General features: G+C 55.1%; 20 protein-coding genes. 5 read left to right on the top strand and 15 right to left on the bottom strand.

Annotation, left to right across the window (positions count from 1 at the left end):
- Nucleotides 1-3: 3 nt before the first annotated feature.
- The 7 genes from H8A92_RS01895 to H8A92_RS01865 form a co-directional block, all read right to left on the bottom strand.
- A complete protein-coding gene (locus tag H8A92_RS01895) occupies nucleotides 4-1,008 on the bottom strand; it encodes a nucleotidyl transferase family protein (protein WP_229194179.1) in 1,005 nt (334 codons plus the stop codon).
- Nucleotides 1,001-2,842: a hypothetical protein gene (locus H8A92_RS01890; RefSeq protein WP_229194178.1), complete on the bottom strand. Its 1,842-nt coding sequence runs from the start codon at nucleotides 2,840-2,842 to the stop codon at nucleotides 1,001-1,003. Before H8A92_RS01890 ends, H8A92_RS01895 begins: the two co-directional genes overlap by 8 nt.
- A gap of 382 nt (nucleotides 2,843-3,224) precedes the next feature.
- Entirely contained in the window at nucleotides 3,225-3,605 is a 381-nt protein-coding gene (locus H8A92_RS01885) for a hypothetical protein (protein WP_229194177.1), read from the bottom strand.
- Nucleotides 3,606-3,869: 264 nt separating this feature from the next.
- Nucleotides 3,870-4,241, bottom strand: coding sequence for a helix-turn-helix domain-containing protein (locus H8A92_RS01880; protein ID WP_229194176.1), 372 nt, complete (start codon nucleotides 4,239-4,241; stop codon nucleotides 3,870-3,872).
- Nucleotides 4,242-4,819: 578 nt separating this feature from the next.
- Nucleotides 4,820-5,614, bottom strand: a complete 795-nt coding sequence (locus H8A92_RS01875; protein WP_229194175.1) for a lysozyme inhibitor LprI family protein — start codon at nucleotides 5,612-5,614, stop codon at nucleotides 4,820-4,822.
- A gap of 170 nt (nucleotides 5,615-5,784) precedes the next feature.
- On the bottom strand, nucleotides 5,785-5,988 hold the full coding sequence (locus H8A92_RS01870; RefSeq protein WP_229194174.1) for a hypothetical protein: 204 nt from the start codon (nucleotides 5,986-5,988) through the stop codon (nucleotides 5,785-5,787).
- Nucleotides 5,989-6,058: 70 nt separating this feature from the next.
- A complete protein-coding gene (locus H8A92_RS01865) occupies nucleotides 6,059-6,592 on the bottom strand; it encodes a tail fiber domain-containing protein (protein ID WP_229194173.1) in 534 nt (177 codons plus the stop codon).
- Nucleotides 6,593-6,690: 98 nt separating this feature from the next.
- Between H8A92_RS01865 and H8A92_RS01860 the strand changes: the two genes are divergently transcribed.
- The gene (locus H8A92_RS01860; RefSeq protein WP_229194172.1) at nucleotides 6,691-6,918 is read left to right on the top strand and encodes a RodZ family helix-turn-helix domain-containing protein; all 228 of its coding nucleotides are present in this window, start codon (nucleotides 6,691-6,693) and stop codon (nucleotides 6,916-6,918) included.
- Nucleotides 6,919-7,160: 242 nt separating this feature from the next.
- Here the strand turns inward: H8A92_RS01860 and H8A92_RS01855 are convergent, their stop codons facing one another.
- Together H8A92_RS01855 and H8A92_RS01850 are read right to left on the bottom strand one after the other, a co-directional pair.
- Nucleotides 7,161-8,168, bottom strand: a complete 1,008-nt coding sequence (locus H8A92_RS01855) for a hypothetical protein (RefSeq protein ID WP_229194171.1) — start codon at nucleotides 8,166-8,168, stop codon at nucleotides 7,161-7,163.
- A gap of 724 nt (nucleotides 8,169-8,892) precedes the next feature.
- Entirely contained in the window at nucleotides 8,893-10,326 is a 1,434-nt protein-coding gene (locus tag H8A92_RS01850; RefSeq protein WP_229194170.1) for a hypothetical protein, read from the bottom strand.
- A gap of 826 nt (nucleotides 10,327-11,152) precedes the next feature.
- Between H8A92_RS01850 and H8A92_RS01845 the strand changes: the two genes are divergently transcribed.
- The 3 genes from H8A92_RS01845 to H8A92_RS01835 all read left to right on the top strand — a co-directional run bounded on the left by H8A92_RS01845 (nucleotide 11,153) and on the right by H8A92_RS01835 (nucleotide 14,556).
- Nucleotides 11,153-12,049 (top strand): S1/P1 nuclease, encoded by an 897-nt coding sequence (locus tag H8A92_RS01845; RefSeq protein WP_338026491.1) that lies wholly within the window; start codon nucleotides 11,153-11,155, stop codon nucleotides 12,047-12,049.
- Nucleotides 12,050-12,355: 306 nt separating this feature from the next.
- Complete coding sequence (locus H8A92_RS01840; protein ID WP_229194168.1) at nucleotides 12,356-14,218, top strand: recombinase family protein; 1,863 nt, start codon at nucleotides 12,356-12,358, stop codon at nucleotides 14,216-14,218.
- 122 nt (nucleotides 14,219-14,340) lie between these two features.
- Complete coding sequence (locus H8A92_RS01835) at nucleotides 14,341-14,556, top strand: hypothetical protein (RefSeq protein WP_229194167.1); 216 nt, start codon at nucleotides 14,341-14,343, stop codon at nucleotides 14,554-14,556.
- 105 nt (nucleotides 14,557-14,661) lie between these two features.
- Here the strand turns inward: H8A92_RS01835 and H8A92_RS01830 are convergent, their stop codons facing one another.
- The gene (locus tag H8A92_RS01830; protein WP_229194166.1) at nucleotides 14,662-14,814 is read right to left on the bottom strand and encodes a hypothetical protein; all 153 of its coding nucleotides are present in this window, start codon (nucleotides 14,812-14,814) and stop codon (nucleotides 14,662-14,664) included.
- Between the two features lie 159 nt (nucleotides 14,815-14,973).
- On the opposite strand from H8A92_RS01830, the gene H8A92_RS01825 reads away from it, so the two are divergent.
- Nucleotides 14,974-17,583, top strand: coding sequence for a P-loop NTPase (locus H8A92_RS01825; RefSeq protein ID WP_229194165.1), 2,610 nt, complete (start codon nucleotides 14,974-14,976; stop codon nucleotides 17,581-17,583).
- A 3-nt stretch (nucleotides 17,584-17,586) separates the two neighbouring features.
- On the opposite strand, the gene H8A92_RS01820 is transcribed toward H8A92_RS01825, so the two are convergent.
- From H8A92_RS01820 to H8A92_RS01800, 5 genes are all read right to left on the bottom strand, one after another.
- Nucleotides 17,587-17,895: a hypothetical protein gene (locus H8A92_RS01820; RefSeq protein ID WP_229194164.1), complete on the bottom strand. Its 309-nt coding sequence runs from the start codon at nucleotides 17,893-17,895 to the stop codon at nucleotides 17,587-17,589.
- Between the two features lie 188 nt (nucleotides 17,896-18,083).
- On the bottom strand, nucleotides 18,084-18,278 hold the full coding sequence (locus H8A92_RS01815; protein ID WP_229194163.1) for a hypothetical protein: 195 nt from the start codon (nucleotides 18,276-18,278) through the stop codon (nucleotides 18,084-18,086).
- 12 nt (nucleotides 18,279-18,290) lie between these two features.
- Nucleotides 18,291-19,247 (bottom strand): replication-relaxation family protein, encoded by a 957-nt coding sequence (locus H8A92_RS01810; RefSeq protein WP_229194162.1) that lies wholly within the window; start codon nucleotides 19,245-19,247, stop codon nucleotides 18,291-18,293.
- 122 nt (nucleotides 19,248-19,369) lie between these two features.
- Nucleotides 19,370-21,475 (bottom strand): ATP-binding protein, encoded by a 2,106-nt coding sequence (locus tag H8A92_RS01805; protein WP_229194161.1) that lies wholly within the window; start codon nucleotides 21,473-21,475, stop codon nucleotides 19,370-19,372.
- A complete protein-coding gene (locus H8A92_RS01800) occupies nucleotides 21,465-21,842 on the bottom strand; it encodes a hypothetical protein (protein WP_229194160.1) in 378 nt (125 codons plus the stop codon). Before H8A92_RS01800 ends, H8A92_RS01805 begins: the two co-directional genes overlap by 11 nt.
- Between the last annotated feature and the right edge of the window lie 733 nt (nucleotides 21,843-22,575).

Raw genomic sequence — 22,575 nt, 5'->3', positions numbered from 1 at the left:
CTGTCAGAAACTTCGAGAAGATCTGGTTCCTACGTTATAATATAACATATCCTCAAGAATGGCGAGGGTGTCGCGCATCTCTCTCCTTACCCGCTGTTGTCCGGCTTGAAGGATTTCTTCGATGTCTGAGTCTGACATCGAATTCTCCTTCTTTCGTTCGCGGGCCTTATCAAAGTATTTGAAGAACTGCGTCTCGACGAGCTTGCGGGCATCGTCTTGATCGACCTCTGCCTCACGATACTTCGCGCTGACATCGGCGGCGTCTTCCGCCGTTGACATGAGTTGGAAAAGTTGAAAGCAAATATCGGTATCGGGGTTTATCGCTTCGCGTCGGCGAACCTTGGCAACGGGTATCTGCTGAAAGCATCTTCTAATGGCTCGGTCGTCTCCGAAGATTGGGATAATGTTCTTGTTGGTGCGAGACATCGTAAGCCCGCCTGGACCGGAAATTACGTTGGACGTTACGCAGCTCCACCGGGGAACAGGAAGAGCAAGCTTCTTCGCCGCGGAGTTGATGAATCCGGCAATTTCCTGACAATATGATACGTGATCAGCCTCGTCAGGTCCCACATAGACCTGACTCGCACGCAAACCCAACACGTCCGCCGCCATCAACTGAGGGTACAGAACGCGAGCGAGCGAAGGGTCGATGGCTCCCGTGTAATCCTTCCTGTCCAGCAGTTCCTTGGCAGGCGTGTGGCAATTTAGCAGCCACATAATCGTAAACAGCTCGCGAATATCGGATTGTCGATAAATGACTGTGCGCTGCGGGTTAAATCCAAGGGCGAGAAACTCTCTAACGAGAGCGTAATTCTGTCCGATCAGGTCGACATCCGCGTCAAAGTCCACCAGATAGTGACGATCCGCGATGAAGAGAAAATTGTTTCGAGCGTAAATATCTTGTCCGTTGAGTGAGCCCTTCAACGCTCCGAAGAAATTTCCAAGATGCACAACTGCATCGCTCTTCAGCGCAGAAATACCACGTTCCAGGAATACTGAATCAGGCATGGGCAAGCTTCGTGGTCACCAACTGGACATCGGGCTTTCGCCCCGTCATTGAAAACGCTGCCGTTTGCACGAAATCCAAAGCGGCTTCGAAATCTCCTTCGGGTAGCTTTGGAGCTCCGAAGACCACAAACAAGAGTTCTTTGAAGTTATTTCCATTCGTCTCCGCAACCGAGGTGCGTCGATCGGAGCCTTGCACATAAGAGGCAAACGCGCGGACCTCGTCGGCGAGAATCAGTTCTTCAGATTTCAAGGCCACCGTCTTGCCATTCATACTTTCAAAGTGTTGTCCTTCCGACGCTGTAGTTACCCGAAGGGGATACCTAAGCCCGCTTCCATCGTGCAAACCCATAAGAAGCCCGGTAGACAGCTCTAGCGATAGCAACAATCTCGAAACCGGTCTCTCGGGGAGGCCGTTTTTCATGGCTTCTTTAAGCTGCTTCTTAAGCGGAAACGGCTTTCCGTGCCTCGCGAAAATCGGGTCGTAGTAGCTGAACAATTTGCTCAATGCATAGTTTGCGTCGCGAGACAAATCTTTCAACCGATCCTTGGTTTGATCGGCGAGACTCTCGATTGCTTCGGCAAATGCGGTACCTGGAACGTCGCGCGCAATAATAAACCCTATCCTTATTCCCAAGAGATCGACAGATGTGACGAAAGCGTTTTCCGATACGGCTCGTCCCGTTGGAGGCGCTTTTTTTGCATCGACTTGCGTAAAGAGCCCCGGATTTTGAAAGTGTTTTTCGAGGTACGTCACACCTTCCTCTCCGGTGCCAACTGTACCCTCAGGAAGGTAGCGGCGGGCGATACCGAGATGAAGGTTGCGCCAGCTCTGCAAGCTGCGGTCGAGCCCAAAGAGTTCGGCGCGGAGACTCGATGCGAGCCCCACGCTGGAGCGTTCTACTGATGAAAGTAGACCTTGCAGGGTAGCTTCAGGTCCCGGTCTCCAGTCGGCAAGCCACGACAACTCTTTTTTGGTTCGTAGAGCGGACCGCTTTTCTTCCGAGATGCCGCGACTGATGATTTCAAGATGTTGGAACTTTTCAGATTGGACAGCGCTCGAATCGCCCGTAGCCACTCGAAATCCATCGAAAAAACTCTCATAGGGCATGGTGTGAAATACTGATAGAGCGCGCACAATGAATTCGGCGAAGAATTTACATTCCTTTAAAGCAAGCAGCGTTACGCCCAGCTCGTCTCTCGCGTATGTTTGGGTAGCTGCACGGATTCCAGTAATGATTGCCCAAAAACATACTTCCGTAAGATGCAGCGTTCGCAGAAATAGATATTCGTCGTGAAAGTCGGATTGAGGTAAGGCGCTCAGGTGGGCCAATCCAACGGCACCATCATGTTCGAGCGCGTAGTAGATCCAATCGATTGGGTGTTTAGCAGGTACACCGTTGTGAATCGACGCAATGGTTGGCCGATCCACGCTCGCCAGGAATGAACAGAGGAGCTCAAGAGCCTCGATCCGCTTGCGAACGGCGTTCTCCGGAAAATTTCGCCCTGGTGTTTCAGTCGCGCCCGTCTTCGCCCGTTCGAAACACTCCAAGGCGTGTCGCTCGAAAGACAGCCAATCATCGCACAGTACGGCTAGGGCCTTTCGACATCGCGCCCATGTATCTTGGATGCTCGGATGTGAATAGACGCCGATGAACCGGTTGAGGATCGCAAGATTTGTATAGATGGGATATCGCGGTATCGGATGATCCAGAAGTGCGCGCTCTGAGCTCAGAATGTCACTCACTAAGCTCGACAAGCGCTCTTCTTCGTGACTGAGGTTTGCGGCCGTCGCATATGCCGACGAGACACGCTCAAGTGTAGTAACCAACTCCATCCGTGCGGATCGGTCGACCTTTCCCCGGCCCGTTTCCCGACATACTCGAATGTAGTCGCTCAGACTCACTGTGCTTAGCAGTTCGATAATGGGCTTTGAAATCATGCGCGGTCGGAGGGTGAGCAAATGGCTTCAATAAATCATCCAACCATAAGGCGATCGGTGCTGCTCTAGCAACCAGTTTGTTTCGACCCTCATCAATTGGTACGGATCGCGCCCTTGTGATGTAATCGGAGTACACCTGTAGAGCGTGTGAGTTGGAGCCTGAATTTCTCAGTCATTCGGCCAAGTATCCCTGCCAACGTCGCTGGCGCGGTCAGCGCGACTGGACCGGTTGGGCACGGGCGCAAAAATCGGGACGGTTGATTGTTGTTCAGTCGGCTCACGATCTGACTTGTCGGATGGCAGCCTCGCTTGCAATTGCCCCCAGCACATCCGCCAAGCCGCCCAAGAAGCTTGCATACCAATCTTCCTCGTTAGGCATCTGCCACAACCGCAAGCCAGCGACGTAGCGGGTCAGAGCGATTGTGCCGGCCATTGTGGTCGGCTTTGAGCGCATAAGGAGCTTTGTTTGCCTCTCGAGAGGAGCGTGCTTTTTGTCGACAATCTTCCCTGCGGCCTCATATTCGGGCCCTGAGATAAATTTTGACCATATGGCGCCGGCGTCATCGTAGTCCTTTGATACGTCCCGGTGGCGCGCGATCACTTTGAAAATCGGATCGGCTAAATTATTGGCCTTCGCGCGTTGGCGTCCTTTGGTCATGTATTTCCATTCTTTGGATTCGAGTATCGAGATCAAAGGTCCTGGCTACAATCTACCCATTCCTTAGTGGCTGCGCCCTTGCAGAACAGGCCAGGACAGCGCTCTTGGGCCGGAGCAGAGTCGGGAAGTTACGCTATAGGTCCTCGCCCCAGCCATCGAGTTGTCGAGCTCTCTTCGACTCGAGCACCTGCAAAACCTTGTCCATCGCAGGATGAACGACGGACTCAGACGAGTTGATGTCGTGTGGTTCTTAGCTAAGCCATTTCAATCTTCGTTGGCTGCAATCGACTCCATCAAGGTGACTAGCTGGCGTTGGACTGCCTGATCTTTGATGTTGCTATAGGCGCGCAGCAGCCGCAGGCTGAACGCGCTATCGAGGAACAGCAAGCTGTCGACTTCGCGTGTCTTGTTGTCGCCGTCGTAGAAGAAGGTGACCGGTACGTCGAGCACGGTGGCGATCTGCTGAAGACGGGCTGCACCCACGCGGTTCACGCCCTTCTCGTATTTCTGAACCTGCTGGAAACTGATGCCGAGCTTGTCGCCGAGCTCCGACTGCGAGATGTTCTGCTCGACACGGCGCAGACGAATCCGTTTGCCCAACTCGATATCCGGCTTGCCGGCGCTGCGCTGCTTCATCTTCTTTGCTGCTGATCTGTTCATTTCCGTGATCCGTCCTTTAAATCGAGGATCCTAGCCCCGTTGGACCAGGGACACTTTCATCTGCGCGAAGCCCGAGTAGATCGTCAGTTCGTCGTCTGAGCTAGAAATCCAAATAATCGTGGAATGATCTCCAATATGTATTTGCGCGGGAATCGCCCCGTGCTGTGCAGGCGGTCGGCGATCTAAAATCGATCGCGTCGTCTCTCGACACTCCACCTTCAACATCTGGCAAAAAATTGGCCAAATTTCAACTATCAGGTGTGACGGATTTTGCACGTATGCTTACCGACAGTGCAGACTTGTCCCGGTATTCTTACGGGAGCTTCGAAACACTACGAGCGTTTTGACCTGGACAGAAGCGTTGTGGGCGTGCGTTGGTTTGGTAGATGGCGCATCAGCGTTCTATTAGTCGACCATATGAAGACTGGACACATCAACGACCTTCCGTCTTGCTTCGGCTTGAGATTCGATGGCGGAGGGGCGGGGAGGTGGTCACCAACGACTCCAACGTCAAACCCACTTTGCGAGAGCGCGAGAGAGGGAGCTGCAGCGCTTTACTTAGACGCAGGATGTGATTGTTCGACCCTAATCCAAGTGTCCGCCATGAACTGGCGTTTATCCAGCCGCATCGCATCCAAAACCTTTGGGGTGGTCCCAGAGCATTTCCACGATGCCGGCGAGTTGCCAATCACTGACATCGGGACAAACTTCGTATTCGGCGATCGCGCACAGAAGGCGAGTATCGCCTTGGTAGGTGCCGCGCTAGAGCTCATCTTTTGGCACGCGCTGCCGCTGGCGCCCATACCGCAGACCAACACATCACTATCCATGCAGCGCCAAGCATAGTTATTCGTAACCGCGGCTGCGGCCAGCGCTTCGTCGCTGCTGGCGTCCAGTTGCACATTTTGAGGATCATCCAAATTCTTCACTGCTTTGCAGAAGGCAAACACGTCGACATTGCTAATCGAGGGCGGCGCATTTGCCGCCACAGGGGCTGTGGACACGGAGATCCCGAACTCCCTGAGGCGCGCCTTGAGCGCGTTTGTGACGCAGCTCTTACTGCGATCTTCCTGACACCGTTGGTCGATCTCGCTTAGCCAGGCGGCATTCGCTTGTTGGAGTTGCGCTCGCCCGGCTTCGTCAGTCTTCATTTGTGCCGCATGGTAAGCTGCGTTCAGTTGCTGGGATAGCTGCGCGGCCTCGGCGTCATTGCAAACCCAATGACCGAGCGGATACTCCTGATCGACAGCGTTACAGGCCAGCCCAAGCCTGTATGATGGTGGTTGTTGGGCTACTGCCGCCGAATTGGAGAGGAAGAGAAGTGCCGTAATTATGCCGATCAGCCGCATCGAATTACATCCTTGTGGCAACGCAGATCGATGAGCTGATCGAGCCGTTCTACCGGGAGAGCTGTGAGCAGCTTGCGGACAAGAATTGAAGCGTGAAGGGCCGGAAGTGATCGAGCCTTGTTCACGCTGCAAGCCGATCTCGCTATCGCGATATCGTGGCGTCGCAAGCGCTACTTGTCGGCGATACGGTGCAACGTCGCGGACGCATACGCCTGATGATACTCCTGTGCCTCTTTCGCCCGTTCCTCGACTTTGCTCGTGCCAAACAGGGCATCGTCGATGCGGTCGGAGATCGACGGCGACGGCGGGGCCGGTTCGCGCCCGCTCGCGCCGTGATGTGCACCAGCTCGCGCCGCATTCCAATACTGTGTCATGGTCTTTTTCCTCTTCCGGGGTTGATACGCAGGGTGACTGAGGCGAGTGTGGTACTCGATGTCAGCTCCGCTATTGCAGCCGCCTGAATGAGACGCCAATCGCGTGGTAGTTGACTTTGAGATAGCCGGTACGATCGTGGATCACGGCATCGGGTCGTGTGCGCCTGACTTCCTGGGCCAAGACGCCAACGTATTCGTCATCGCTCCAGAGATACCGGAAGCGGTAGGTCTGAAACCCGTTCTCGACGCCATAGGGGACGATGTCGCGCTTGAGACGTTCATCTGAGAAGGCGGCAAAGAGACTGAGAGCTGTGAGGGCTGCGCCCGCGCCGGCCATGCCTCCTTGAATGGTCTGCGAGTCTGCCTGTTGCTTTTGGATGATGGCTGCGTGCTGATCAGCAGCCTCATACCCCGCAACACAATTTAGAAACTCCGGCGAGCCCCGCCTGAGGCCGACATTGGCGCAACGGCCTTCACGCGCGGCCTGGAGCGCGGCGGGATTCTGTACGGTGGGCTGGTCGGTTTGGCAGGCGGCAAGCAGGAGGCAAAGGGGCAATATGGTTCGCATAAAAAGCTTCCCAAAGAATGCCGTCGAAATTCGCATGGATTATCATTGATTGTCAATGAAAACCAACAAGGATCAACGAAGCGTAAGGATTTCAATAGGTTGTGCGTTAAAAGGGAATCTCTTACTCAACGCCCATGCGCGTTGTCCGAAAGGCAACCTTCAAACGGTTGCGCCAGATTCGAGAAGACTTGGGGCTTGAGGTTGCAGATATTGCTGCAAAGCTCGGCGGGAAGCCGAGCATCGCCTCTATCTACCGTCTCGAACAGGGGCAGGCTATTCGTGTGGCTCAGGCCCGTCGTGTGTTTGACGTGGTGAACATTGACGGCAAGCTTAAGCCCGAGCAGGAGCTCGAAGACGCTTAGCCCCGCTAAAGCCGGGCAAAACTTTGCACATGGTATGCAACTACACTCGCGAGAGTGTCCAAGCTTGCTCCATGGCAGCCTACGTCTTTGCCGCCGCTCGGGCCTCCATAGAGGCGCAGCCCCGGTTGTAGCCGGGCAGGCAGGGGCGGAAACCACTGCCGCACAATGCGTCTAAGCGAGCTGCGATATTCGGCGTGCCGCTACGGGTGGATAGTCTGACAAGCGATGAAGCTTGGTCCTGATTAAAGCTTTGGCTGAGACAGGCGGACCTTCTCCCCATGAAGCGTGAACCGGATGAGGGATATGTCCGCGCGGGCGAGAGCGCGCGCCACGTCGGCAGGGATGGCTTCGCCATCGGGCAGAACAAGGAAGCGCTTGCAAGCACCATTCCTGGTATCGTCGTGAACCACGACTTGACCGATCGCGGTGTAGAGCGCTTGTCGCTCACAGCTTGACTTGACTTCATAGATTTCACGCAAGACGCCGCCGGCCTGCACTCCGAGATCAACATAGCCATCCTTGAAGATCGCTTCGTTGCTTCGAAGCGTGCGCTCTCGCCAGTCATGCACGGCGCGAACGATATCGCCATGCCGGGAGATGTATTCGACCTCTTCGAGACGACGCCTCCGCTTCTTGCCCGAGAACTCGTCGAAATACTGTCCGAATCGACGCTGTGCGGTGAGCGCCTGCGGCGTCGTCGTTTCTCCTCTCGCGGCGGCTTCCTTGAAGTCGATGGCCAATTGTACGAAGCGTGCAACGTCAGCGACTGTGCTGCTCCCATCAACCGGCGCGACAACCACCGCCGGTCGGGTACCATCTCCGCCGGCAACCGGAACTAGTTCTGGATTTGACCACGCTAGAAACGGAATGCGGCCAACGCCCTTTCGGCCGCCACCTACTCCGCCGTCGTGCATAAGGTAGACGGCGCCCGTCTCAGCGTCTCTTGCAAAGAAGCCGGACACGCGCTTGTCGTTAGACCATGGAATGTTGAGCTCGACGGCGGCATCAAGATCGCCGCTTTCTCGATATTCTCCAAACGGGTACCAATGGCGGGGGATCGAAACTTCTTTTGCGCTGAGCGGTACCGATCCATACCAGTATCTACCGTTGTGGTGCACTGTGATGCGCCGGCTGTCGGGACGCCAGACCACGACGCGTTTTTCCTGCTTCCGCCATGCCGTTTGAAGCCGAGCCTCCAGCTTCTCTTGTGCAAAGATCTTCTCTATCGTCGTATCGATCAAGTTCAACATAAAACCCCTCCCGGGCGGCCCCATGCGACGCCCATCGATAGTTTTCAGCGATTATAATCTTGGCCAGGATTGCTTTAGCGCGCATAGAGACGGTCGTGTAGTGCTGTGCGGCCTTGATCGACCTGCGTCTTCCCGGGGCATTCAGGGCAACGTTGGGATCGAATAGAAGACGTTGGAGTTTTGCTCTGCGCCGTGCGTGCACACGCGGCCGAGGCGCGACAGGATCGCAGACTGCCCACTAGCCTGACTCGTCCAAGCCCTCCCCACGCTACGCTCCTCTCGCCCGGGATACGAGTCTGACCGAGTTCTTCCGGAATGCTCAAGCATAAACGAGCAGACCCATGTTTGCCGCGATCCCCGGATTAGATGGCTTTGTTGAATTGGGTGCAAATTTTTCCGTGACACTCACCTATCTACTCGACGAATGGACGATCGGTCCGCATAGTGCGCTTTTTCACCGAGTGCGGCGACATTGCATCCGGTCAGCGTGTCGAGCCCGCGCCGTCGCGGATCTCAACCCGGCGGCTTTATTTTCAAGGTGCATGCGCGCCGGACGCGCTTCGCTACGATTGTTTGCGGGAGCATCGCAACTATATGGCTCAGGCCCGGCGCGTATTTGACGTGGTGAATATGACGGCAAGCTTAAGCCCGAGCAAGGTCTCGAAAGACGCGTAGGCCGCACCACGGCAGCCAACCGCAATAACCGGAGAATACACCCGGACCGTCAGCGTCTGGGAACTGATTCTGGAAGCCTCCGTATGGGGAGCCGTAAGTTGTAATAATCAATATAGCGGTCGCTGCACTTTGTTATGCCGGCGAGCATTCGGTGAAAGAGGATCTTGAGTATTTTGCTGTTAAGGATTGCGTCGATCGGGCTATCGGAAATTCCGCCGTGTGCTGACATATTGCGGTGCTTCCACGACTTCGTCTCGACTTCGCCGATTGCAAGACCCAGCGTGTCGAGCAATCGCTCGAGGATCAGATTTTGTGGAGCCTGATTCAGCGAGGAAACCTTGCCCTCCAGAATCGTCCTGACATCAAGTTCAAGTTGCGTCGTCTTGAGCCAGCATTGGATCGTGGAGTTCAGTGCGTTCCAAGTCTCCTCAGGCAGCAATTTCCCCCGAGTCGCGCCGGTAGCTTTGTTGTAGTTATTCTGCAATTGTTCAATCAGGCTTCCAAACTGACCGGCAGCGGCGTGAATGGGGGCGAGCACTGCATGCCAATAAGTCCAAGACACCTCGTTGAATTTAATGGCATCAAAATTCTTGAGCAGTATCTCGACCATGTCGGCAACGCGCTTGGGATCCAAGACGTTCTCATATCGCGGGTCACTGATCGGGTAGGGAGGCAGATCGGGCAATTTGAACGCTGCGCCGCCAAACGAAAGTGCATCAACTGACCTCATAGAGGTCGGCTGCCAGTCGTGACAATACTCCGTGTGCCCCAGGTAAACGATCGGCTTTCCCAAAACAAAAGATACGCACGTTCGCACCTTGTCGCGGAATTCTTGACTGGGGCAGCCCCGATAAACGATTTGTCCCGGCTTTTTATCCCTCTCGCTCTTGTCAATTGATGGCATCACGTAAAGATCGACTCCGGAAATTCTCAGATGCAGCGCCAGGCCACCTCCGCCGGTTTCTGAAGACGCGTTCATCTGTATTTCGGCTTCACCCGCGCCAACGGATTTCGTAGAGGTCTCGATGGATTTAAAACGAACGGGCTCGGGCCAGATGTAACCATCGGGAATGTTCAAAATCCACTCAACGACATAAGCGGGTTGGACCGGCCTCTGAAGGTCCAATTCAATCGAGTGGGCGGAATATGTTTGAACCGTTTCGGTTTGCCCATCAGCAGCCCGGCATGAACGAATGCCGCGATCGATCACGCCTCGCGCTGAAGCAATCGGCCCAGCGGAATGACGAAATTCGATCGTCTCATCGGCAGACCGCACTGTTCCGGCTGGATATTGCTCCGGTCGATCGATGATCGGCATCCGCGACGTGAACTCGAAGATAAGATCGAGATCGTCATTCCGACGTAGGCTGATGCGGGTTGTCGGAGTCTGAATCAACTCACTCTTGGTGACGGACATTTGTCCGTTATTGAAGTAGTCGAAGATATTTTCAGAAAGAAATTCCCGCATGATGACAGTCTTCAAGTCGCGCGTGAAGGTTTCACTGATTGATCTCTAAGGGCGTCGAGTAAGTCAAGACGGTCCAATCCGAACGTCTTCCCCTTGGTGAGACATTCGCTCCATCTTGCCGGCGCCTCGAATTTCGTTCTCGTCGATACCACGACCGGCGGTCTTTCTACTTCATAACCCGTGACAACTCCGGCTGGACCGTCAGCCGGTATGCAATGAACTTGTCTCCGCTGAATTGCTCGAGCGCGGTATCGCAAACCGGGCAGCGATATTCGCCCTTGGTCCCGGGCTCTGACGTGAGCTGGATGCGCCGAAAGCCGGACCCGCAACTAGGGCAAGTTATGTCGCTCTTGTGCATGGTAGGTCCTTGCAGAATAAGGCTCAACGCGGCGCTTCCCGAGGACCTAAAGTTTGGGATCTGCTAGCCGGAATCAAGGTTCAGACAGGATGCGTGACCTGCAAATCGTACATTTCGTACATTGCCTCCCATGAAAGAAAATCACTCTGAGGTGGGGTTATGAAAGCAATAGCTCTGTCCGTTTCGCGCGGAGCGTCATGTTGCATTCATAGCATTTTGTACTCTCCTGACCTTCTTTTGGGGCGCACAGTCGCGCACGCGTGTTTACCGCAAGCTTTACCAACCGCCATCGTCGCTGGACGATCAGCCAAGCATCGTTCGCAAGAAAGATCGACGTGCTGAAAGGTTCAGTCGATAGGCTGCGGATTGACATTCACGCAATCTCTGCGAGAGTCGAGCCACGTTGAGCACTATCTGTGAGGACGCCAGGGCTCTGGGTATTTGCAGACTTCGCTGTTCCGTTGCTAATTTGAGGAGGTAATTTTGATCCGAGTCGTATCGAGCTTGGCTATCCTCGCCTGTGGAGTAGTTCTCAGCTGCTCAAATATAAGGAGCGCCCTCGCTTGGGGCGATGAAGGCCATGAAGTGGTGGCTCTGGTGGCGCAGTCTTTTCTAGATGCGGATGTGCGCAAACGGGTGAATGCTCTCCTGGCCGCAGATACTGATCCTCTGACCGCTCATGATATAGCGTCGGCAGCTACGTGGGCAGACAAGTATCGGGACGCGAACGTAAACAATGCTCGCGAACGAACCCGGCAGTGGCATTTTGTTGATATTGAGATTGCTGCTCCGAATTTCGACGAAGCCTGCTTCAATCATCCGGCCGTGCCAAATGGCTCGCCCGCTTCTGACGGGCCGCCGGCCGATTGTGTGGTCGACAAGATTCAGGAGTTTGCGGCCGAGCTCGCCAATCCCGCGACAGATAGCGAGGAGCAGGTCGCCGCGCTCAAATTCTTGCTTCACTTCGTCGGCGATGTGCACCAGCCATTGCACAGTTCCGACGATCACGATCGAGGCGGCAATGCCAAGCGGGTATCGGCGGCTGGATTAAGCGCCGGCAACCTTCACCATTTCTGGGACACCGAGTTCGTAGACCAGTTGGGCCCAGACCCTCGAACGATTGCCTCCGATCTCATTGGGCACATCACGAACGAACAGCAAACGCAGTGGCAGGCGGGAAACGCGGACGACTGGGCCAAGGAAGCATTCGCTTTGTCCAAGGATGACGTGTACGGTCAGCTTCCAACCCCCAATGCACGCGGAAGCTTTCGTTTGCCAGACGACTATGTGACGACCGCAACAAATGACGTCGCAATCCAGCTAAGCAAAGCGGGCGTGCGGTTGGCAATGATCTTAAATCAAGCGCTGCGCAAACCGTAAGAATGCACGAGGTAGATAGGCGGCCGGGTTTGCAATGCAGATACGCGCGACCCAGCCGCCTCAAAGCTGCCAAGCTATTAGCGCGTGCCTCACCCAGAGCTTTCTACCGCCCTTCCGCAGGCACGTGCTTCCTAAGGGGACAAGTCGTCGGACCGAGCGAGAATGACCGGGTTTATGCGATGAAACACCGCGCTACCTTGTCTGCACTCGAACATCCTTGACGGCAACACGGTTGAGATCGAGTTCTGCTCTCGGTAAGCAACAGTCACGCCAACGGGCGAGCTCCATGCTCCGTCGTTACGCATCATGAGCATACATCCCCACAACGGTCAGACGCGCGCGGCACAATACCTTCGCATGTCGTCGGAAAATCAAATCTATTCGACCGAAAACCAGCAGAACGCGATTGCTGAGTATGCGGGGCAGCATGGCTATGCCGTGGTCGCATCCTATATTGACGCCGGGAAAAGTGGTCTATCCCTAACAGGCAGAGACGCGCTGAAACAGTTGCTCAGCGATGCGCTTGCGACACCACGCGCTTTCGATGTCATCCTGGTTCTTGACGTCAGCCGCTGGGGGCGGTTTCAGAATCCCGACCAAGCCGGTCACTATGAGTTCCTGTGCCGACAGGCTGGCGTGCGCGTCGTCTACTGCGGCGAGCCATTCGGGGACGACGTTGCTCCCATCACAACCATCGTCAAGCACCTGAAGCGGGTTATGGCGAGCGAGTACAGTCGCGAGCTTTCCGCAAAACTGTCGCGGGCGCATCGACAGCAAGCGCTACTTGGTTTCCGCCAGGGCGGTGGTCTTCTCTACGGTTTCAGGCGGCTGCTTGTGGATGCGAAGCGAAACCCGCGACAGTTCCTGAAGAGAGGCGAGTACAAAGCGCTCAGCAACGACAAAGTGGTAGTTGTTCCTGGACCAGCCGAAGAACTTGAGGTGATCCGGCGCATATTCAGGCTCTACGTGCGGGACAAGTTGTCGATTTATGAGATAGCCCGGCGCCTGGCAAAGGCTGGTGTAAAGGGCCATGAGGGCAAGGCGCTTTCGGAGACGACCATTCACAGGATCCTCGCCAGCGAACTCTGTGTGGGCCAGATGACTTACAACGTCACGAGCAAACTGTTACAGGGGCGCACCGTAAAGAATCCGGAATCGACATGGACGCGCTTTCGAGCATTCGAGCCGATCGTGCCGCCGGGACAGTTCCGCAAGGCGCAGGAGCGGTTGGCCGTTGGCAACCGGCCATGGAACAAAGAGGCAATCATCGCGTCACTCACGCGGCTGCTTGAAACGAAAGGCCATCTCTCCCAAAGACTGCTAAACAGCACCAAGGGCGCACCTTCCGCGGACACCGTCGACCGCCATTTCGGCTCCCTTAGCGCGGCCTATGCCGCGGTCGGTTACGATCCCACGACCAGGATGTTTTTCGGGAACAACGGCAGATATTGGACGGAGATTGCAGTCATTACAGGACTACAGCAGCTTCAAGCCACGAGGGGCCGGATCTCGAACAGGCTGATCGAGCTTTGCCCGGACCTACCTTGTCCGAGGCATATCCGTCTTCGGTTCGGCTCTCTCGCGAATGCGCTGCGCAAGGCGGGCTTGCCCGCTCCGAACCACAGCGAAATACAGCGCGACGGATGGAAACGCAGGAAAGATGGCGGCGGCGACGACTATATTCATGGCGTCCACTGGAGCAATGCGGAGCTTCTGCAGGCCTTGCGCTGCCTTCACGACAAGCATGGATACGTCACGCAGAATCTTCTCGACTGGGACAAGGATACGCCCGGCGCCTATTATTTCGTGAAGCGGTTTGGTTCGCTTACCCAGGCGAAGGCTTTGGCCAAGCTGCCGCTCGAAACGCATTCGCAAATGATGCTGGCTGCCTGCCAGCGCGCGCGTGAAGGCAAAACAATCGGGCGCCAGCGCCGCCATCCCAGCCAGCGTCCCAACCTTGGCTACCGCACGGATGATCTTTTGCTGGGACTCAAGCGCCTCGTGGATCGAGAGGGCGCAATTTCCGCTCGATTGATTAATGACGATCCCGAGTTGCCATGGTCGGCGACTGTGGCTCATCATTTCGGAAAGCTATCCAAGGCCTACCGGTTGCTCGGTCTCGTCCGCTTGAAGGGTAAGCGCGCGCGATTTGGCTTGCGACAAAGCTAGCTGGTCGCCATCGCTACCCTGGCTTCAGACCAATCATAACGCTTGTTCAGTACCTCGCGCAGACGCATGTTTGCCGCGATCCCCGCATTAGATGACTTCGGTTAACTTGAGTGCAAAACATTATGTATTTCAGCCTTCAAATCGAGAACAACAGGATGCTATCGACCCCGGCGCAAGATCGTTGCGAAGCGCTTGCGATCTTCGGCAAAGAGTTAAGTCTAATGCTCACGTCGGAAGATCCGGGGCTTTCCGCGACCACTTATCTGCTCGACGAATGGACGATCGGTCCGCATTGGGTCAACCCGACCATTCCGATCTATGCAACGAGCCGACCCTAACGGTGTGTTTCTTCGCCGAACGCGGCGGATACTGCGTCCAGTCAAGGACTGAAGAGCAGCAGGCCCCGAGCAACGTCGGGGCCGCTTCTTCCAAGCGCCCTTATACTAGAGATCGTCACCAAGGTACGACTTGTCGCCCTTGATCCGCTCCCACATTTCTCGATAAGACTCCTTTTCTCGAGCTGCCTCTGACCTACGGGCATCTTCGCGGTCTTTCAGAAGTTCTTTCGCCAAGCGTTCGACTGCAGAATTTTCCATGATAGTCTCCTGAGGTTGATGCTTGTGGTGCAAGACCACGAGCGGAATAAGACCGTTTGTACGAATTATCCTCCACCCCCGATTTGAGTTAGCCAGCTGGCGAACATTTTGGGCGTCAGACTTGGTCATGGAAGGCTGGCATCTGACAGGCTGAGTATCATGGACGAAGCAATACCACCTCCTCCCAAGCCTTTGATTGATCTGGTGGCCGACTTTTTCGGTTGGGCCTACCTTGCCTACGGGGATGCCGAGATACTGAAGGGGCACGAGCGAATGAAAGAGCTCTTCCATGATTGCATCGGATTTCCACAGCCGGAATTGAGTTCTTGGAGAAAGGCGGCGCACAAGAATCGAAAAAAAAGAGATCCTCTAAAACCTCAGCTCACCTCAACGAGAAAACTACTAGCGGTGCTCGCGCACGATGGATATCACCCAGAATGGCAAAAAAAGGCCAGACGAGTTTGCGCGCGCCAAAAAGGTAGTTGGGAAAGTTTTGAAGCTGTACATTCCGCACAGCAGCTAACGTGGGAGAGGCTGTCAAACATCATAGTGCCACGTTTAACGGACTATCTGAATGAATTGAAAACCATAGAGCTTAGTAGGTACGACGCTCCTGGCGTGGTATCGTCAATCGACGCTACTCCGTTTCATCATTGGACTGCGCAGCCGCCAGGAGTGAGGCGGCTGTATCTCTCAGATTTCGAGGCGGGCGTCGATTTCACCGAGCGGGCTTCCGAGTTTTTGAGGGGGCATGCACCCACTCCGGCTGCTGCGATCCATTCGGCCGTGCGACGTCCGGTCGTTTCAGAAATAGTGGAGTCCTCGACCCAGTTCGATATTGTAATTGTTCATGGGCCTATCGGAGAAGGCACCAGCACGGTATTGCTGCAATCTGCTTTCGAGGCGCTAAAGCTCAAACGGTGCGTATTTCGCGTCGCGACACCGGAAGCACTCGAGGCGGTGGGTAACGAGCTTCCTCGAGAAGGAGCTTTGATCGTCTTCGACGACGCCGGCCGGTTGGCTGCCATCCCATCGTGGCTGCGAAACCGATTTTCGGATGAGCCGTTTGGTTGCCTTCTGCTGGGCACCCAAACTCGTTACCGAAAGAAGGTTGCGGACTTACTTTCAGGTGTAGTTGGCGAAAAGAAGCACATTGCCGTGCCGCCAGTGCGTCCGAGTGAAGCGCAACAATTCGTCGACGTGATCATCAGCAATAGAGTAGCGCCCCCGAACCTCGCGAAAGGTGATCTAGAGAAATTGTTCAAGAGTGGGTTGACCATTCGTGGCGGACTGTCCGGCCTTTGGCCTGCACAATATCAAGCAACGCGCGGCGTCTTACTGGATCAGAGGTTTGGCAGACTACTTAGCGAGCTCGATCAAAACGGTCAGCGAGCCTTGTCTCTGGTGGTCTTTGTTCAGTTTCTACGAGATCACACGCCCACACATCAACCCCCGTCTGATCTGCGAACGTACATCGCGTTGTTAAATTATCTGGACCCGCCTTTGAATGAGGACACAATTGTAGCTTGTCGGCATCATCTGAAGGAGCTGCCGTCAGTTCTTGATGGCGAGCTGCGAAATGACTTCTCAGGTTCACATGCGTCCCAGCTTAATAACTTCCGGTTGGAGTTTAGACATCCGGCTTTGACTGCGAGCCTATTTCGGTGGTGCTTCGGGGCCGCCAGGCAGAGTTGGGGTGAATTTCGATTTCCGAAGTGGCAGCTCTATGGGGCGGTAGCGCTTACAGTCTATCAAGGTAATTCGACGTCCGCCGGATGGACGGCGTATGCGATCCTCCTGCAAATGCTTTCAGCGACTCGCTGGGATAGCAAATCTGGCGGTGAACTAGGGCGGCGACTGGTAGACGAAGAACATCCAAAAATTGGAGATTGGATTCTGGCAGCCGCACGTTCAATAAGGGCGACGTGCGCTGCGGACATTCCGGAAGGAGGCGAGGTTTCCAGACGCATTAGCCTCGTGGAGGCGGACGCGTTACTTCAAAGTGGTAGGGGTCGGTCCGAAGATGATATTCTTCGAGCAAAAGAACATATTACAGCGGCGCTCGCGAACGCGTTCGACGAGAAGGACTATGCAGTTATTCGAAACGCGGCAGCTCTGGCTATCGAGATTAGCTACACCCACGAATTTTCGATAGACGGCCAAGCTGCTATCGTCGACTGGAGGACTTTGATTGCCATCGCGGAGAGGATGGAGGAGCTCCGCGGCAATATGAGGCCGACCCACTCCTCTTGTGATTATCTGACATTGCTGCTTAAGAACAAGCGTAGTCCGAAGCAAATGGATGAGCTTCTTGGAGTTATCGATCGTTCGCAGTTTTTGACCAACGATGAGGTCTGGGGAGAGCGCAGATTAAAGTTGTTGCGGACAATTCTGAACCTATTCCGCGGGCGGGGACAGAAGTTGCTTCCCTTGTGTGGTATTAGCTTCGGTTCGATCAGCGCCATTCAATCGATATACGCTGCGTTCTGGGCCGAGCTTTACAGGCTCCAAGAACGGAATCCATCCTTCGCGCTGCATTCGGCATTTGCCGGTATTAAGGGCACGTTAATTGGCGGTCTTGTCGAGTCGACATTGCGAGACTGGTGTTCGGACTTTGAAGGTGAGGATTGCTGGCCACAAGGAGTGATGGAACTGGTGAAAGCTTCCCGAGCAGATCCTGGCAGTTGGCTGTCATTCATTCGCGCGTATGCCGATTTCCCAGATCTAAAGCGCTCGGGCGCAAGAAAAACCCCGGCGACGCCGGGGTAAGAACTACTTTGATTTCAGACGAGAGATTTTCTGCTGAAGATCTTCCGCTGCGCTTCTTAGAATTCCGGCAGCCCCCTCTAAACCTTCAAGCTGCACCGCAAGGTCTGTTCGGAGTACACATCTTGCTTCGTGAACAGGTTGAGTACGGAACCAGATTTGGATTGCGATTTCTTCCAGACGATTGAGCTGGCAGTGAAAATTGACCGCAGCATTTGCTTGTTGCCGTTTCTTTCCCATGGTTGCGCCTTTCGTGAACAGGCATCGCTGTAACGCTTTGCAGCGATGCCTGTTCACGACGAGCGAGAACGTCATTGAAAGATCAATAGACCGGTTCTTGCAGCATGGAACGCGCTGGTGAGTCGCGCGTTGCAACTATAAATTGTGTTGCAGAAGTTGTCAATGCATTGACGGTAAGATGTAGGAGCCTTCGGTTGAAAGATAACGGGATACGAAAGGCTCCCGAAAGCGCCGGGCTGGCTCAGTTCTTGCGTGATTTCTCGTTACAGCGACGCGGCCGGCAGGTCGGTTTCCTTTTCAGTGCATGTTCTGGCCGAATGCCCCTCCTTGCCGCATTTGGAGCATTTCTGCGCAACTCGTTGTTTGGTCAAGCCACCGCAGAAAATGGCGACAAGTTGCCGATCAATTTCTTCACGCTGTTCGATCAGTTCCTTAGCCTTCGCGATATCGTAGTTCATTTCAAATCTCCTTTATGGCTTGTGGATCTCGAATGGTTCATGGCCCGCGCGCTGCCACGGCGCGGTTAGCAAGTATGTGTCGGGTGAGGGCGCCCTTTCGAGGGACGCCAGGGATGGCATAGTCTTGAAGAGCAGGTAGCTCGCGCCCTTCTCGCCGCAGAGATCGCGAACCAGCGTTAGGATGTTATCCATGTGCGCGCTGCTGGTCGTGACTGTAAGCACCAACAAATTGGGCAAGCCCCAGTGCGTCTTGTAGGCGCCCTTCGCGATCTCCCGATATTGGAGGACTTTACGAAGATAGGACGTCTGCGACAGATCGTTGCGAAACACCGGCTCGTTGTTTCGATCCGCCTCTAGTGCAAAGAACCGGTAGGATCGTGAGGGGATGTATTCGATGCCGAAGACGGCATCGGGTACGACTGCCTTCGTTGAGTGATGGATGGTGGCGCTGCGCGAGAACGTGAAAGAGATAGAGCAGGGCAGTTCGAGCGGATTGTCTCGGTTCCGTGTGCTTTCAGGCAACTTCCCAGCGATTTCTTCCCACGGGACGAGACGCAGCGAAGGAGCGGCCCTTACGGCAAGCTCCATGGACGCCAGGATGTCGCAGACCATGATCGAGTGTTGATAGAGCCTGCTCGGAACCGAGCTGACCGAGATCCCATTCGCGCGCAACGTCTGCGTCGCTTTGGTTCCGAGTTCATATACTGCGGGCATGTACCGCGCATTGATCGCTTGCCACTGCTGTGCGGGTCTATCGAGATAGCCTTCGTGATAAAGGACGCCGAGGCGTTTTATGAGCGCGATCTTGTTGCCGCCGACGAAAGCGTGGATGAAGTTTGAGCGGAGATAGCGATACCGGTTGAGGATCTTGAATACTTCCAAATCGCGCGGCGTCAGTGCGATCGCCTGGCCAGTAGATTTGCGGTGGAGGCGCGAGCGGCGGCACGCTTTGTGGAGGTCCGATGTCATGTGCGAAGTCAAAGCCGAAAACAGCGAGTTTGGAAACGGTCGCGATGTGCCGCTATGAGCGGCTGTGCGCCCCGGCGATACGTAATGTGCCGAATAAACTTTTGCGGAAAATTAAAGCGCGACTAACCCCAGTCGGTTGATGGGCGCGTATCTATCTCCTCGGGCTCCAAGGCGGGAGCTACCTCTGGAGTTGGCGGAAGTTGCAAAGGCTCGGCCGAGACACAGTATCTCAGGCGCATCTCGTTTTGGAGCGCCTGCTGATCCGGCGCGCTCATACGGGGCCGCTCCTCCAACTGGAAGAAGGGCACTGTCAGCGAGAGCGCATGGCCGGTGACGCCTCTGATGCTGGTCGCAAACGCGCGCTCCGGCTGACGAGTCAGAAACTCTGGCGTAGTCTGCATATTGCGGGCAAGCGTATGCGCATCGCTGTCGCTGAGGGCGCGGGCCTGCTTAATGGCCACGTTACACAGTGCGTCGAGCACGTTGGGGGATATTTGGGCACATCGCTGGTTCGCGAGAACAAGCCCGATATTCATTTTGCGGGCCTGATCGAGCAAAGTGGTGATATTCGCATCCTTCGCGATGTAATCGTGGCACTCGTCGATGTAGCAGAACGTCGCCTTGCGTTCTTCTCGGGCGAGCGATGCGCGTTCCTGGGCGCTTTGCAGAAGCATCGCGATGAAGAAGCGGCCGAACATTTCAGTCCGCTTCTCTTTGAGGAGATCCTTATCGGTGTTGATCAGGATGACCTTGGAGGATTGAAGTTCGGTGAAGAGGTCGAGCTTTGATCTCGGGTTGGAAAACATGCGCTCGAAGGTCGGGTTCTCCAATAGATACATGAGCCGCCAGGCGACTTCCTGCTTGGTCTGTTTGAATTGGACGTCGTTGAATTGCGTGGCGAAGAAGAGCTTCGTCGGTCCGTCCAGTTGGTCGATGTATGGCTGATGTTTAGGGTCGCCCGATAGGACCTCGGCGAACGTGTGGATAGTTGCGTCCGGAATCTGCATGCAGGCGCGTAAGACATATCGAAAGAGCGTTTGCTGCTTCGGCGTCATCTCGGTTTCCGAGAGTCCGCCGATGACGTACGTCAGAAGTTCCAGGGTGCTGTTGATGAGCCGTTCGCGATCGCGATTGGAATACGCGTCAAGCCGCTCTTTCCCCATATCGAAGATGTTCAACGCCAATGGGTAGTCGGGATCGGGTTCGATCACGATGAGCTTACCTTCAAGCACTTCGCCGGGCGCAAAGCATTTCAGCCCCGCGATGTTGCGGATCAAATCGCCCTGGCTGTCCATGACGATAATACTGCCCTCATTCCGGGCGACTTTCGGAAGGTCACACAAGAATTGAAATTGGATGGCCTGTGTCTTGCCCGCGCCTTGAGGCGCAAGGATCCATTGGTGTGCGAAGCGGATCTGTTCTGGAATAGGGAAGGGAACGTCAGCGAGAAAAAGTCGAGGGAAGGGCGTGCCTGAGAGAAAGGTGGCGACCAGTTCGCGTGGTGTCTGGGCGGTAATCGTGGTGGGTGTCTTTACAGGCTTGTGTGGGTTGGCTTCCTGGGGATTGATGTTGCTAACTCGTCTGAGATTATCCTCAAAGGACTTCCGTACTTCGTAGAAGAGCTCGGCACGCACCGCATCGTCGTCGTAGGCGGTAGCCATAGTTTGTTCGATTGTCTCAGCTGGACGCGGAAAAACGTCTATCAGAGAGACCGTAAAGCCCGGCTCGCCGCTTGCAAGTGAGGGATCAAAGATAAAGCGCGGAAACTGGTCTATGAGAGCTTCCAGTAAGCTTGTTGTCTTCTCGTGCCAAAGGTCCGTGTAGAAAGCAGGATCGTTCAGGACACGATCTTTGACCGTGAGAAGGCGTCGCCAATGCCGTAGAGCATCGAAGGAGAGATGGGTGAAGTCCGGGGGCTCGGGCATGCCAAAGATCACGGGGTCGGTGAACAGAAGTTCCCAGACCGCTTCGCAAAACGCTGTCCGTACCGCGCTTGGAGGCGCTCGGTCCGCGCGCTGGAAGGCACCTTCGACAACGCGATCAACGAAATCGAGCGCAGCGTCTTTGCTGGAGAATGTTGAGCGCGCGTATTGGCGCTCTACGCGGGCGTACAATTGCGCAACTTCTTTGCGGTCGCGATTCGCCATTGAACCGACGAAAAAGGCGCGCAAGTTGCTCCATTGCAAAACGTTAGAGAACACCCAATGGAAAATGTTCTCAGAGTTCAATGGCCTCTTCTCCGCCGAAGTGGGTGGCTGCGTTGAGGACGAGCTTGAAGGTTTTCGCGGCTTCCCGAACTTGGTCCTCCACGGCTAGCATTTCGATTATGCTGCGGCACTCCACTCGTTTGCCATGTACCAGGTCGCCGACCGAGATCGAGATGTTGAGGGCGCGAAAGAGGAGCCGCGAGATGAGGCCAAGCAGCCCGCGACCACGCTCCACCACGATATGTTTGGTGTAGAGGACCGTGCTCTTTAACCGGTAGTGTTCGATGCATTTCATTTCAGCCGGCTCGATCTCGGCGTGGACATCGAGCCTAAAGATGACCTTCCCGGTTAAGCTTCTGCGCTGGTCGCGCCGCAATATCAAAAACATTCGTCCCTCAAAGATTGAAAAGTTCAAGTGTGGCGCAATTGGTGTGCTCGTTCAAGTCGCATTGAAAACTTTCAAGTTTGTTGCCTAAAGCGCTCCAACGATTGCGGCGACGATGGTTTTCCGCGAGATCTTCGTACGGAATGAACAAACAAAGGCGCCATCAAACTGTAAACCAGTTTTTGTAGAAAGGTTTGATTTGCCAGCGCCGAGAGTTGCTGACGCTTTTTAGGCGCGTACTGACAAATCCGGGATGTCCGCTTTCTCGGGCACGCACGGTAGTGGATGTAGGCATCGCTCTAAAAATGGAGGATCGCAATGAGAACAATAACATTGGCATGGGCGTTTTCTCTTGCTGCTTCGCTGCCTGCTGTGGCGGACGATATGGGCGCGGCGAAGCTGCGCGTTGCAGGCACCGCGACAGAGCAGGCATGGACTAATTGTCTCAATAGTTGTGGCGCTGCATACAATGTGTGTGTCAACAGCGCGCTTCCCCAGACGTGCGAAAAGCAGAATGACAATTGCAAGAATAGTTGCAACAGCACATATGGCCCGCGTCGGTAACTAAAAGCAGCTCGCGTCAGACGGCTCGGCGTCGAGAGGTCATAAGTCTACTCCCGACCATCATGCCGAGGAAAAAACGGGCGGGCGGCCCACGGTTACCTTCCCCGGTCCAAGATCTCTAGCGCAGGGGTCCTAGTTCGTAGCAGCCCACCTAGTCGCGCTTGTAGAACGT

It is taken from the genome of Bradyrhizobium acaciae, assembly GCF_020889785.1.
GTDB classification, from domain to species: Bacteria; Pseudomonadota; Alphaproteobacteria; order Rhizobiales; family Xanthobacteraceae; genus Bradyrhizobium; species Bradyrhizobium acaciae.
This window is presented reverse-complemented; position numbering and strand designations above follow the sequence as displayed.